16 protein-coding genes are annotated in these 13,402 nt (G+C 40.4%); all 16 read left to right on the forward strand.

The genetic code is table 11. The annotated features are described in order from the left end of the window. Positions 1-2: 2 nt before the first annotated feature. The 16 genes from fabG to GR160_RS02115 are packed head-to-tail and all read left to right on the forward strand — an operon-like array spanning position 3 to position 13,401. Positions 3-734, forward strand: coding sequence for a 3-oxoacyl-ACP reductase FabG (fabG, locus tag GR160_RS02040; RefSeq protein WP_160748164.1), 732 nt, complete (start codon positions 3-5; stop codon positions 732-734). A gap of 30 nt (positions 735-764) precedes the next feature. Beyond that, on the forward strand, positions 765-1,982 hold the full coding sequence (locus GR160_RS02045; RefSeq protein WP_160748165.1) for a beta-ketoacyl synthase: 1,218 nt from the start codon (positions 765-767) through the stop codon (positions 1,980-1,982). A 9-nt stretch (positions 1,983-1,991) separates the two neighbouring features. After that, on the forward strand, positions 1,992-2,243 hold the full coding sequence (locus GR160_RS02050) for an acyl carrier protein (protein WP_160748166.1): 252 nt from the start codon (positions 1,992-1,994) through the stop codon (positions 2,241-2,243). Beyond that, positions 2,243-3,124 (forward strand): lipid A biosynthesis acyltransferase, encoded by an 882-nt coding sequence (locus GR160_RS02055; protein WP_160748167.1) that lies wholly within the window; start codon positions 2,243-2,245, stop codon positions 3,122-3,124. Before GR160_RS02050 ends, GR160_RS02055 begins: the two co-directional genes overlap by 1 nt. A gap of 47 nt (positions 3,125-3,171) precedes the next feature. Beyond that, entirely contained in the window at positions 3,172-4,836 is a 1,665-nt protein-coding gene (locus GR160_RS02060) for an NAD(P)/FAD-dependent oxidoreductase (protein WP_160748168.1), read from the forward strand. A gap of 23 nt (positions 4,837-4,859) precedes the next feature. Continuing rightward, positions 4,860-5,771, forward strand: a complete 912-nt coding sequence (locus GR160_RS02065; protein WP_160748169.1) for a dialkylrecorsinol condensing enzyme DarA — start codon at positions 4,860-4,862, stop codon at positions 5,769-5,771. A gap of 18 nt (positions 5,772-5,789) precedes the next feature. Further along, positions 5,790-6,923, forward strand: coding sequence for a beta-ketoacyl-ACP synthase III (locus GR160_RS02070; RefSeq protein WP_160748170.1), 1,134 nt, complete (start codon positions 5,790-5,792; stop codon positions 6,921-6,923). Then, positions 6,923-7,348 (forward strand): hypothetical protein, encoded by a 426-nt coding sequence (locus GR160_RS02075; RefSeq protein WP_160748171.1) that lies wholly within the window; start codon positions 6,923-6,925, stop codon positions 7,346-7,348. Before GR160_RS02070 ends, GR160_RS02075 begins: the two co-directional genes overlap by 1 nt. A gap of 5 nt (positions 7,349-7,353) precedes the next feature. Next, on the forward strand, positions 7,354-7,803 hold the full coding sequence (locus tag GR160_RS02080; protein WP_160748172.1) for an ABC transporter permease: 450 nt from the start codon (positions 7,354-7,356) through the stop codon (positions 7,801-7,803). Then, positions 7,800-8,201: a hypothetical protein gene (locus GR160_RS02085; protein ID WP_160748173.1), complete on the forward strand. Its 402-nt coding sequence runs from the start codon at positions 7,800-7,802 to the stop codon at positions 8,199-8,201. Before GR160_RS02080 ends, GR160_RS02085 begins: the two co-directional genes overlap by 4 nt. Positions 8,202-8,205: 4 nt before the next feature. Then, complete coding sequence (locus tag GR160_RS02090) at positions 8,206-9,201, forward strand: BtrH N-terminal domain-containing protein (protein ID WP_160748174.1); 996 nt, start codon at positions 8,206-8,208, stop codon at positions 9,199-9,201. A gap of 3 nt (positions 9,202-9,204) precedes the next feature. Next, complete coding sequence (locus GR160_RS02095; RefSeq protein ID WP_160748175.1) at positions 9,205-9,957, forward strand: ABC transporter ATP-binding protein; 753 nt, start codon at positions 9,205-9,207, stop codon at positions 9,955-9,957. Further along, positions 9,950-11,236: an ABC transporter permease gene (locus tag GR160_RS02100; RefSeq protein WP_202390689.1), complete on the forward strand. Its 1,287-nt coding sequence runs from the start codon at positions 9,950-9,952 to the stop codon at positions 11,234-11,236. Before GR160_RS02095 ends, GR160_RS02100 begins: the two co-directional genes overlap by 8 nt. Continuing rightward, positions 11,211-11,657, forward strand: a complete 447-nt coding sequence (locus GR160_RS02105; RefSeq protein ID WP_160748176.1) for a thioesterase family protein — start codon at positions 11,211-11,213, stop codon at positions 11,655-11,657. Before GR160_RS02100 ends, GR160_RS02105 begins: the two co-directional genes overlap by 26 nt. After that, positions 11,657-12,796 carry a beta-ketoacyl synthase gene (locus tag GR160_RS02110; protein WP_160748177.1) on the forward strand — a complete coding sequence of 380 codons (1,140 nt, stop codon included), beginning with the start codon at positions 11,657-11,659 and terminating at the stop codon, positions 12,794-12,796. Before GR160_RS02105 ends, GR160_RS02110 begins: the two co-directional genes overlap by 1 nt. After that, positions 12,796-13,401 carry a 3-oxoacyl-ACP synthase gene (locus tag GR160_RS02115; RefSeq protein WP_160748178.1) on the forward strand — a complete coding sequence of 202 codons (606 nt, stop codon included), beginning with the start codon at positions 12,796-12,798 and terminating at the stop codon, positions 13,399-13,401. The genes GR160_RS02110 and GR160_RS02115 overlap by 1 nt, the downstream gene beginning before the upstream one ends. Position 13,402: the final 1 nt, after the last annotated feature.

Genomic DNA, 13,402 nt, shown 5'->3' on the forward strand with positions numbered 1-13,402 from the left:
ACATGAAGTGTGCATTAGTAACAGGAGGCTCCAGGGGCATTGGCAGTGCTATTTGTCAAAAACTGGCAGCCGAGGGTAATTATCATATATTAATTAACTACCAAAATAACGAAGAGGCAGCGCAGCAAACCCTTCAAAAAGTGAAGGAAAGCGGAGCGACCGGAGAAATATTAAAGTTTGACGTTGCTATTGCCGATGAGGTAAAGAGCGTGTTGAGCCAATGGCAGGATAATAATCCTGATGCTGTAGTAGAGGTTATTGTTAACAATGCCGGTATTACCCGCGACGGACTTTTTATGTGGATGAGCCAGGACGATTGGTCTCAGGTAATAAACACGAGTCTTAACGGATTTTATAACGTAACAAATTTCTTTATACAAAAGTTGTTGCGCAACAAATACGGCAGGATCATTAACATGGTTTCGGTGTCGGGTGTAAAAGGTACTGCTGGACAGGTAAACTACAGTGCGGCAAAAGGCGCGGTTGTTGCTGCTACTAAAGCATTGGCCCAAGAGGTTGCTAAACGCAACATTACTGTTAATGCTGTTGCACCGGGCTTTATCAGGACCGATATGACCGGAGCGTTAGATGAAAAAGAGCTTATAAAGCTTGTGCCTGCAAACCGTTTTGGCGAGGCCGAAGAGGTGGCAGAACTGGTAGGTTTTCTTGCTTCTAAAAAAGCAGGATACATTACCGGAGAAGTAATAAATATCAATGGGGGTATTTACTCCTAAAAAAAATATACAAATACCAAAATATTTACAATGGAAAGAAGGGTGGTTATTACCGGTATGGGAATTTATTCCTGTATAGGAACATCGCTTGATGAGGTTAAGGAGTCTTTATACAACGGAGTGTCAGGTATAAAGTTTGACGAAGACAGGAGGGAGTTTGGTTTTAGGTCATGTTTAACAGGGATGGTGCCAAAACCGGAACTCAAAGACCTGCTTAGCAGGAGACAGCGCATTAGCATTGGCGAAGAAACTGAGTATGCCTACATGGCCACTATACAGGCTTTAAAACAGGCAGGTATAGACGACGATTTTCTTGATAATAATGAGGTAGGTATTATGTATGGCAATGACAGTGTGAGCAAAGCCATTATAGATGCTACCGATATTATTCGCGAGAAAAAAGATACTGCACTTATAGGTTCGGGGGCTATTTTTAAGTCTATGAACTCTACCGTTACCATGAACCTTAGCACCATTTTCAGGCTTAGGGGAATTAACCTTACGGTTAGCGCGGCCTGTGCAAGCGGATCGCATTCATTGGGTATGGGATATTATTTAATTAAAAGCGGCCTTCAGGAAACCATCGTGTGTGGCGGAGCGCAGGAAATTAATAAATATGCTATGGGCAGTTTCGACGGCCTTGGAGTATTTTCTCCCGATAATGGCGACCCTGCAAAAGCTTCGCGACCTTTTGATTCTTCAAGAAACGGACTTGTGCCAAGTGGTGGCGGGGCGACCCTTATTTTAGAAAGTTATGAATCGGCGGTAAAACGTGGCGCACCCATTTTAGCCGAAATAATTGGTTATGGTTTTTCTTCCAATGGTGGGCATATCTCTACTCCAAACGTAGAGGGACCCGCAAGCGCCATGCAAAAAGCATTAGATCAGGCAGGTATTAAACCTTCTGAGGTTGATTATATTAACGCTCATGCTACTTCCACTCCAGTAGGCGATGCTAACGAAGCGAAGGCTATTTACCAAATATTTGGAGATAAACCTTTGGTGAGTTCTACCAAATCGATGACAGGGCATGAGTGCTGGATGGCCGGAGCGAGCGAGGTTATATATTCTGTATTGATGATGCAAAATTCGTTTGTAGCTCCCAACATTAACTTTGATGAACCTGATGAAGACTCGGCTAAATTAAATTTGGCAGGAAATACGATTGATAAAGAAATTAACATATTTTTGTCGAATTCTTTCGGGTTTGGAGGAACAAACTCTGCCTTAGTAATAAAAAAAGTTTAAAATTGACACATGGACAAAGCAGAAATTATTGAAAAAATAAACCATTTTTTAATTGATGAATTTGAGGTAGATGCCGATGCGATAGAACCGGATGCCAATTTAAAAGATACGCTTGGATTAGATAGTCTTGATTATGTAGACCTTGTGGTTAGTGTAGAATCTAACTTTAAAGTGAAACTTGGCGAGGCTGATTTTGTAGGTATTGCCACATTTAATGATTTTTATAACCTTATAGACAATAAGGTAAATGCCGCATTGTAATGAGCGAATGGGATGGTAAATCCAAAGGAGGGCTTTTAGGATACAAGATATTTGTATTTTGTATAAAATACCTTGGGGTTAGGGCGTCTTATTTTGTTTTATACTTTGTAGCTTCTTATTACTTTTTGTTTTTAAGGAAAACCAACAGGGTTACTTTCTATTATTTGCATAACCGCATGGGCTATTCGCGCTCTAAAGCCAGAAGAATGGTTTTTATGAGCTATTATACCTTTGGGCAAACGCTTATAGATAAAACGGCAATATCTGCCGGAATGAGAGATCGTTTTACTTACGAGTTTGACGGTATAGAAAAGCTTAACGAAATGCTTGCCAACAAAAAAGGTGGTGTTTTGATAAGTGCCCATATTGGAAACTTTGAAATTGCTGAGTTTTTTTTAGGAGAACTTGAAGGTAAGTTCCAGATCAACCTTTTAACTTCCGATATGGAGCATAGGGCAATTAAGGAATATCTGGAGAGTATCTCATCTAAATCGGCTATTAAATTCATAATTATCAAGGAAGACCTTTCTCATATTTATGAGATCAATGAGGCACTGGCTAATAACGAGCTTATATGCCTAACCGGAGACCGCTATTTTGAAGGGGTAAAATGTCTTGCAGAACCTTTTTTAGGTAAAGAGGCAAATTTTCCGGCCGGCCCTTTTCTTATTGCATCAAGGCTAAAGGTGCCCGTTGCGTTTGTCTATGTAATGAAAGAGAAAAAACTTCACTACCATTTGTATGCCCGCGAGGCTGTTGTTAAACATCGCGACGAAAAGGCATTACTTAAAACCTATGTGGAAAGTGTGGAATCTATGTTGAAAAAATACCCACTACAGTGGTTTAACTATTTTGATTTTTGGCAGGCATTTAAAAAATAAACAAAATTTAACAGGCAATTTTTCCTGTATTATAAACCCATAAAAGTATGCTGCAGGCACCACCGGATTTAGACGCTATTATAATAGGTTCAGGGCCGGGAGGGCTGGCAACTGCAATTTGTCTTGCACGTGCCGGGCAAAAGGTATTGGTGCTGGAACAGCATTATGTGCCTGGTGGCTGGTGCCATAGCTTTACTTTAAACGGGCAGCGGTTTAGCCCTGGAGTGCATTATATTGGACTAATTAACGAAGGACAGGCCACAAGCGACCTTTATAAGGGGCTGGGAATTGCAAACGATCTTGTTTTTTTCAGAATGAATCCTGATGCTTTTGAGCATTGCCATATTGGATCGGAAATATTTGATATTCCTGCCGGACTCGATAATTTTGCCGTTAGCCTTGGCAAACGTTTTCCCGAGAGCGCAAAACAAATAGCAAATTACCTTACACTTGTAGCTAAAGTAAACGCACAAATGCAAATGATGCCCAAAATAAAGGGTTTTAAACAAATAATCACGGCACCGTTTAAAACCAAAGATTTTGTGCATAATGCCTTTTTTAGCTTAAAAAAAATAATCAACAGGCATGTAAAAGATCCTCTAGTTCAGGCGGTACTTAATGTACAGTGCGGAGACCATGGTATGCCGCCGGGAAAGGCAAGTTTTATAGTACATTCGTCTGTAATGGGGCATTATTCCGATGGTGGATTTTACCCAATGGGCGGTGGAGGTGGCATTGTAAAAGCCATGACCAACTGTTTAAAACGCCATGGAGGTACAATAAAAGTAAGCTCGGGAGTTAATAAGATATTGATCGAAAACAACACTGCTATAGGTGTAGAAATAGAAGGAGGCCAAAAGATATTTGCCAAAAACATAATATCTAATGCCGATCCGGGTATTACATATCTTGATCTTATTGGCAGGGAACATTTGAGCAAAAAGTTGCTTAAAAGATTGGACAGCACTAAATATTCGGTAACATCGCTTATACTTTTCCTGACTTTGGATATGGATGTAACCGCAGCAGGCATAGACAGCGGCAATAATTGGGTTTTTAGAGATGCTGATGTTGATGCCCAATTTGCCGACCTGATTACGCAAGAACTCACGGAAGGTGACGAGTTTCCTGCGTTGTTTATGAGCTGTACTACATTAAAAGACCCGGTGAGCTTTAACGGCAGATATCATAGTTTTGAAATAGTTACCTATATAGAATATGATTGCCTTAAACAGTTTATGGGAGAAGGAGATGAGCGTAGCCCTGAATATGCAATCTTTAAAGAAAAAATCATAGCCAAGTTTTTAAATACTGTTGAGCGTTTAATACCAGGGGCTAAGCAGCATATTGTACAGGCAGAACTGGGCACGCCAAAAACCAACCAGTTTTATATAAACAGTACTAACGGTAATGTTTATGGAACAGAGAAAACTTTAAAATATGTAGGCCCGTTTGCTTATAAAAACAAAGCCGAAATAAATAATCTTTACTTAACGGGAGCCAGTACTTTATCTCACGGTGTGGCTGGTGCAACATATTCGGGGGTAGAGACTGCGGCAAAAATTTTGCAATGCAAAAGAGATGACCTTTTAATAACCGACGATAATCAAAATATAAGGATATTTGATGCCGATGATGCCTCTACGTGGCCTGATTGGGTACATAAAAAGAGAGAAGATAAAGTAAGGAATTTTAAAGAAATAACAGCATAACAGCAATAGGGGAGAAGTATAGTATGAAGAACGTTCTTGTAATCTATTTTACACAATCGGGACAATTGCATGATATAGCGCAGAATATAGCTGCTCCATTTATTGCAGATCCGGGGGTAAATGTGGTGTTTCATAGAATAGAAATGGAGCAGCCGTTTCCTTTCCCATGGAATAAAGAACAGTTTTTTGATGCTTTTCCTGAATCTTTTTTACAAATTCCGGCGAAACTAAAACCTGTGCCACAGCATGTATTAGACGTAAAGTATGACCTTGTGTTGTTTCATTATCAGGTTTGGTTCTTATCGCCATCGATCCCAATAAATTCATTCCTTAAAAGCCCCGAAGCAAAACTGCTGCTAAACAATACGCCTGTTGTAACCATAAGCGGAAGCAGGAATATGTGGTTTTTAGCTCAGGAAAAAATAAAAGTATTACTCAAACAAAACGGAGCTTTACTAAAAGGAAATATTGCCCTGACAGACAGGGCAGGTAACTTAATAAGCGTTATAACCATTGTCGAATGGATGTTTAGCGGGAAAAAAACAAGGCATTTAGGGATTTTTCCTTTGCCAGGTGTATCCGATAAAGATATAACTGAGTCTGAAAAATTTGGGCTAACCATTCACCATGCGCTTTTACAGGATGATTTTAGTAACTTGCAGGATAAATTGTTGGTACAGGGTGCTGTACGTGTAAATACGTACCTTGTGGGTGTAGATACAAAAGGTAACTATATATTTAGCAAATGGTCTGCATTTATTTCAAAAAATCCCGAAAAACGTAAGAAATTACTAAAAATTTTTGTTGTTTATTTGGTACTTGCAATTTGGGTTATTTCGCCAATTGTATATATATTGCACCTCATTATGTATCCTTTTAACTTTAATAAGAATAAAAGGATTATAAAATATTATAAAGGCGTAGAAAGCGCATAAAAAAGGACTGAAACAATTATGTTTGATGTTTACATAACAAGAGCCGGGAAATTTTTGCCAAATGAAGTGGTAACTAATGATGAAATGGAAGGAATTCTTGGCCTGATTAATGACACTGCCTCTAAAGCCCGCAGGATAGTACTTAGAAATAATGGTATTACCTCAAGGTATTATGCTATAGATAAAAAAGGCAATATTACGCATAACAATGCCCAGCTTACCCATCTTGCTATAGAGCAACTGTATGACGGTGATTTTACAAAAAAAGATGTAGAGTTGCTTTCATGCGGAACATCTTCTCCAGACAATCTCTTTCCTTCGCATGCATCTATGGTTCATGGACTTATGGACAATCAGTCGGTAGAATTGAATTCATCGTCGGGAGTGTGTTGTGCTGGTATGAATGCTTTAAAGTATGGCTTTATGAGTATTAAGTCGGGTAATTCCAACAATGCCATATGTACAGGTTCCGAACGTTCTTCTACATGGATGATAGCCGATAAGTTTAATAATGAGGTGATTAACCTTAAAAATTTGGAAGAGCAGCCTATCATAGCTTTTAAAAAAGATTTTTTGCGATGGATGCTTTCAGATGGGGCAGGAGCATTTTTGTTAGAGAACAAGCCAAGGGGCGAAGTGTCTCTTAAAATTGAGTGGATGGAATCGTATTCCTATGCTCACGAATTGGAAGCCTGCATGTATGCCGGTGGTGATAAACTTGAAGACGGCAGCATCAGGCCATGGCAGGATTATCCTACAGAAGAATGGCTTAAACAATCGGTTTTCTCTGTAAAGCAGGATGTAAAGCTGTTGGATGAATTTGTAATGGAAAAAGGTTCGTTAAGTGTTAAACTGGCGCTTGATAAACATGGCATTACGCCTAATGATATAGATTATTTATTACCACACGTGTCGTCTAACTTTTTTGCTAAGAAGCTTAAAGACGAATTAGAAGGCCGTGGTATTGCAATAGCCGAAGAAAAATGGTTTATAAACCTTAGCCGTGTTGGCAATGTGGGCAGTGCCTCTATTTACCTTATGGTAGAAGAGTTGTTGTATTCGGGCAGGCTTAAAAAAGGTGAAAAGCTATTGCTTGTAGTACCAGAGAGCGGCAGATTTACCTATTCGGTTGCGTATTTAACTGTTTGCTAATGGAAGCCGTTACCGATAAAAATTTTGTAGAAAGTCTTATACCGCAAAAAGCTCCTTTTGTAATGGTAGACAAGCTGTTGCACTTTGCAGAAAACAATGTTGTTGCAGGGTTTACCATTCATGAAGACAATATTTTTGTGCAAAATGGCAGGTTTACAGAACCCGGCATAATAGAGCACATGGCACAAACGGTGGCTTTATACACAGGCTATCAGTTTTACTTAAAAAAAGAACCTGCACCTACGGGATATATAGGTTCTATAAAAGAGGTCACGGTAGAAAAATTGCCTGTTGTGGGTAATGAACTGGTGACCGAAGTGAGCGTTTTGCAGGAATTTATGGGCATTACGCTGGTAAATATTGTTACTAAACTTAATGATACAGAGATAGCTAAAAGCCAGATGAAAACTGTTTTGGCAAAATAATGCTTATGATAGAAGATATAGATATACACCTTTACCTGCCACACCACGAGCCCATGCTAATGGTAGACCGTATAGTGGTTATGGACGCTGAAAGTGTAGAAACTATTTTTACTGTAAAAGAAGATAACATTTTTATAGATAATGGCAAGCTATGCGAGGCGGGGCTTATAGAGAATGCAGCGCAAACCTGCTCTTCGATAGTAGCGAGGTCTTATTTTGTTGATGATGAGGAAAATCATAAACCAAATGCAAACGTGATTGGTTTTATAAGTTCTATAAAAACGGTAAAGATACATGCAATGCCTAAAACAGGCTGCGATGTTGTTACAAAGGCAAAGCTGGTATCAAGATTTGATACAGGGACTTATATTACCTGCATGATGAGTTGCAGCAGCTATTGCAACGGAGAACTGCTTTTAGAAGGAGAGATAAATTTATTTATTCAGGAACGATGAAAAAGAGCGAAGTACCACAGGACAGTAGTAACATAGAGAGCACAAACATGCGCGAGCTATGCTACGCCACTGATGATAAAGGCAACTACACCACCGCGCTTAGCAGTGGGTGGGAACCTAAAACCATAGCACTTAGTAACTCTATTGAAGAGATAAAAGAACGTACCGAAGCTGCAAGGCAACAGGTAATAAATAATGAAGCAAGCCCCATTGTATATTTTATGGAGCTTAATAAGATGGATGTGGGCATACTTGCAGGATATGTGGGTATGTGGCAATGGCGCATAAAAAGGCATTTTAAGCCATCGGTATTTGCCGGGCTTAGCGATAAAGTGCTTAAAAAATATGCCGATGCTTTTTTGATAACCACAGAACAACTTAAAAAATTTAAGGGCTGATATAATGACGACTGATTTTAAGCATCACCAGGCCGCACACTGCGAAAATGGTGTAGCATCTAATTTATTAAAACACAACGGGCTCAATATTAGCGAGCCTATGGTTTTTGGCATAGGGTCAGGGCTGTTTTTTGTGTACCTGCCTTTTTTAAAAGTAAACCATGCGCCGGCTATTAGCTATCGCCCGTTGCCGGGCTCTATTTTTGGCAAAGTGGCCAAAAGGCTTGGCATTAAAATAAAGAGACAAAAGTTTTCGGGTTCGGCTGCAGCCGAAAAGGCATTGCAGGACAACCTTAATAATAATATACCATCAGGGTTGCAGGTAGGAGTGTATAATCTTACTTATTTTCCTGACGATTACCGCTTTCACTTTAACGCCCATAACCTTGTTGTATATGGCAAAGAGGGTGATAATTATTTGGTTAGCGACCCGGTGATGGAAACCGTTACCACCCTTACTACACAAGAATTGGACAGAGTGCGTTTTGCCAAAGGGGCTTTTGCACCCAAAGGGCAAATGTATTATCCTATACACATTCCTAAAGAACTGGATTTCAAAAAGGCCATTACTACTGCCATTAAGGCTACCTGCCGAGACATGCTTGCTCCTGTGCCTATTGTTGGTGTAAGGGGTATGCGCTTTGTGGCACGCCACATCCGCAAATGGCCATTAAAGCACGGCGTAAGAAAAGCCAACCACTATTTGGCACAAATTGTGCGCATGCAGGAAGAGATAGGCACCGGAGGCGGAGGCTTCAGGTTTATATATGCCGCTTTTTTACAGGAAGCATCGGTTATACTTGAGAATCCGCAGTTAAAAGAGCTGTCGTTTGAAATGACGGGTATTGGCGACCTGTGGCGCGATTTTGCCGTAGAGGCCGCCCGTGTTTATAAAAAGCGAAGCAATAAGCCCGATGTATATAACATGTTGGCCGATATGCTAATTGAAATTGCCGATAAAGAAGAGGCGTTTTTTAAGAAATTAAAAAAAGCGATTTAATTAATGAGCAATCCTGTTATAGAAATAAAATCCCTTTCGAAGAAGTACAAAGAAGCCGACTTTTTTTCGGTTAATAATTTGTCTTTGGCTGTAAATAAAGGGGAAATATTTGGTTTGCTGGGGCCTAACGGTGCAGGTAAGACCACACTTATTTCTATGCTGTGCGGATTGATAAAGCCATCATCGGGCAGTTTTACTATAGAAGGGCATACATACAAAGACAATAGCTTTGCCATAAAGAAAACCATAGGGGTGGTTCCGCAGGAATATGCTTTGTACCCTACGCTTACTGCACGCGAAAACCTTATGTATTTTGGCAGTATGTATGGACTTAAGGGTAAAGACCTGAAACAAAAAATAAACGACTCGCTCGAATATCTTGGTCTGACAAAGTTTGCCGATAAGTCTATCGAAACTTTTTCCGGAGGGATGAAGCGAAGGGTAAATCTTATTGCAGGTTTGCTGCATGAACCCTCTGTACTGTTTTTGGATGAGCCTACTGTGGGCGTGGATGTGCATTCTAAAAACGTAATTATAGAATATCTTAAGCAGGTAAATGCCAAAGGCACTACCATTATATATACTTCACACCATTTGGCAGAGGCACAGGATCTGTGCAGTCATATAGCCATTATAGACAGTGGAACGATCCTAATACAGGGCACTCCGGAGGAGATCATTACGGTTACCCACAATGCCCATTCTTTAGAAGATGTGTTTTTATCATTAACCGGTAAAGAGCTGCGCGATGTATAAACTATTGATGTCTGTAAATAAAGAGATTTTGTTGCTTAAGCGCGATCTTGGCGGTCTTATTATATTATTTGTAATGCCCTTAATTCTGGTAATTACAATTACACTAATACAGGACAGCACTTTTAAAACCGCTACCGAAACTAAAATCCCGGTACTTGTGGTTGATAACGATAAGGGTGAAATTAGTAAAACTGTTTCGGAGAACCTTGGCGAAAGCGGTTCGTTTAGTATTGTTAGTCAGCTGGACGGAAAACCTTTAGATGAAACAACCGCTAAAGAAAAGGTATTTGATGGTAAATATCAGATGGCAATAATCATCCCTGCCAATTTGAGTGCAGGACTTAAAGCCAAAGTAGAGGAGAACGTAAACAGCATTCTTGAAGGTTTTACCGCTACCGACAGTATTATAGCAAAACAGGTTGTAACTAAAAATACAGCCCCAAAGGAAGTGAGGTTGTATTTTGACCCGGCTTCGCAGTCGGCATTTAAAAATGCGGTTAAGAGCACTATAGATAAAATGATCTCTCAAATAGAAACAAAATCTATTTACAATGCTTTTAAAGAGCAAATGGGCGAGGAGAGCACTGCGGCCTTTAATCAGGAAAGCTACATAAGCTTTAAAGAAATAGTGCCCATGTTTAAAGATAAAGAGATGGTGCCAAATTCTACCCAGCACAATGTGCCGGCATGGACGTTGTTTGCCATGTTCTTTATTGTGGTGCCGTTATCTATCAATATAGTAAAAGAAAAAAATCAAGGCACACAGGTACGACTTCGCACAAACCCGGTATCGTATTTAACCGTAATTGCAGGTAAAACAGTTACGTACCTTATTATATGCATGCTGCAGTTTTTCCTAATGCTGGCGGTGGGCATTTATCTGTTTCCGCACATAGGGCTGCCGCCTTTAGTACTTAACGGAGCATTCTTTTTAATGAGCGTGGTGGCGTTATTTAGCGGTTTTGCGGCCGTAGGCTTTGGTATATTGCTGGGCACATTTGCAAAAACACAGGAGCAATCGGCACCTTTTGGAGCAACATCGGTAGTAATACTGGCTGCGGTGGGTGGCGTGTGGGTGCCTGTTTTTGCCATGCCTAAAATAATGCAGTATGTGGCAAAGGCATCGCCCATGAACTGGGGTTTGGAAGCATTTTACGACGTACTTTTAAGAAATAGTACACTGGCAGGCATACTGCCGCACATAGCACTGTTGTTCCTGTTTTTTGTGGCAATGGTAGCTATATCAATAGTATATGATGAGAAGAAAAGAGCAGTATAAAGAGGCAGCACAGCTTACAGTTACCCAAAAAATAAGGGTACGTTTTAACGAGACCGACCCGTTAGGCATTGTTTGGCACGGCTACTATATTACTTATTTTGAAGATGGCCGCGAAGCCTTTGGGCGCGAGCATGGCATTAGCTACCTTGATGTGCACAGACACAATTATACTACGCCTATTGTAAAATCGAGTTGTGAGCACAAGCTGCCGTTGCGCTATGGCGATGTGGCTACTATAGAAACAACTATTGTAGACACGCCTGCTGCTAAAATAATATTCAGGTACAAAATATTTGATGCCGATAATAACCTTGCCTGCACAGGCGAAACAGTACAGGTTTTTGTTAATCAGGATGGGGTAATGGTATTGAACTATCCTGAGTTTTTTGATGAATGGCGAACCAAAGTAGGCCTTAAATAATGAACAGGCAAAATGTATATATAGCACAAACCAACTGCATAACCCCGTTAGGGTTTACTGTAGAAAGTAATGTGCAGGCAATAGAAAGCGGTACAACCGGTATTACCCATTGGGATGATACCGGGCTTTTACCTGAGCCTTTTTTTGCCGCCAGAATAAACAATGAAAGCCTTGATAATGCATTTACGCAAATAAGCAGTAATACAACATACACAAGGCTTGAAAAAATGATGCTGCTGGCTTTAGAGCCTGTAATAAAAGCATCGGGGGTGGTATTAGATGCTAAAACAGCATTGATACTCTCTACTACAAAAGGTAATATTACATTGCTTAATGACGGGGATGAAGTTCCTAAAGGTGCTTATTTGCAGGGGTTGGCTAAAAACATAGCTAATTTCTTTGGGTTTACAACACAGCCCATAGTGGTGTCTAATGCCTGTGTTTCGGGCATTATGGCGGTATCGGTAGCTAAACGGCTTATACAGTCTGGCCTATACAACAATGTGTTTGTAGTAAGCGGAGACGAGGTTTCTAAATTTGTGCTTTCGGGTTTCAACTCGTTTAAAGCTATGAGTCCGCAGCCGTGCAGGCCTTATTCGGCAAACCGTGATGGTGTGTCGTTAGGCGAGGCAGCCGCAGCGGCATTGGTCACAAAAAACAGCGAATATACCAAGGCAGTTGTAGCCGGGGATGGCTCTATTAACGATGCCAACCATATATCGGGTCCGTCGCGCACAGGCGAAGGCCTTGTAAAGAGTATCGAAAGCGCCTTTAAAGAGGCCGGGATAGAGAGCGATGCTATCGATTATATTTCGGCACACGGAACGGCAACCCCTTTTAATGATGAAATGGAGGCCATAGCTTTTAACAGGCTTGGGCTTAACGAAGTTCCGGTTAATAGCCTTAAGGGATATTACGGACATACGCTTGGAGCATCGGGGTTGTTGGAAACAGTTATAGGTTTGGAAACAATGGCTCAAAACAGGCTGTTTAAATCGTTGGGTTATGATGAACCGGGAGTATCGCAACCCATAAATGTAATTGCTAATAATCAGGATAAAGAGGTAAATTATTGGCTAAAAACAGCTTCCGGCTTTGGGGGCTGCAATACGGCAGTAGTGTTTAAAAAAATAAATTAATGGCAGGCAGGTATTACATATCAGGATATTGCAGCATACAAGATAACCGTATAGACCTTAACGGGCAGGAATATTTTTCTGCGCCCGGGGCAGCATTTACTGATTTTGCAAAGCAGGCCTACAAGCATGCTGAGACCGATTATGCTAAGTTCTTTAAAATGGACAACCTTAGCAAACTGTCTTTTCTTGCTGCCGATTTGTTACTTAACACTGAGGCCAATAACAGCAATACGGCACTGTTGTTTGCCAATGCATCGTCCAGCCTTGATACCGATGTAAAGTACAACGAGTCGATTGCAGATGATGAGAATTATTTTCCGAGCCCGGCGGTGTTTGTTTATACACTGCCTAATATTTGCTTGGGCGAGATAAGCATAAGGCATAAACTGTTTACCGAAAATAGTTTTTTTATATTTGAGGAGTTTAATCCTGATTTTTTTGTTAATTATGCAACTGCATTGCTCGAAACCCAAAAGGCAGATAAAGTGCTGTGCGGTTGGGTAGAGTTTTTTAAAGACGATTATAAAGCGTTTATGTATTTGGTATCTGAAGAGGGTACAATAGAGCATACAGAAAAAAATATACAAACATTATATCTTAGTTAAT

It is taken from the genome of Flavobacterium sp. Sd200 (genome assembly GCF_009826935.1).
In the GTDB taxonomy this organism is placed as follows: Bacteria; Bacteroidota; Bacteroidia; order Flavobacteriales; family Flavobacteriaceae; genus Flavobacterium.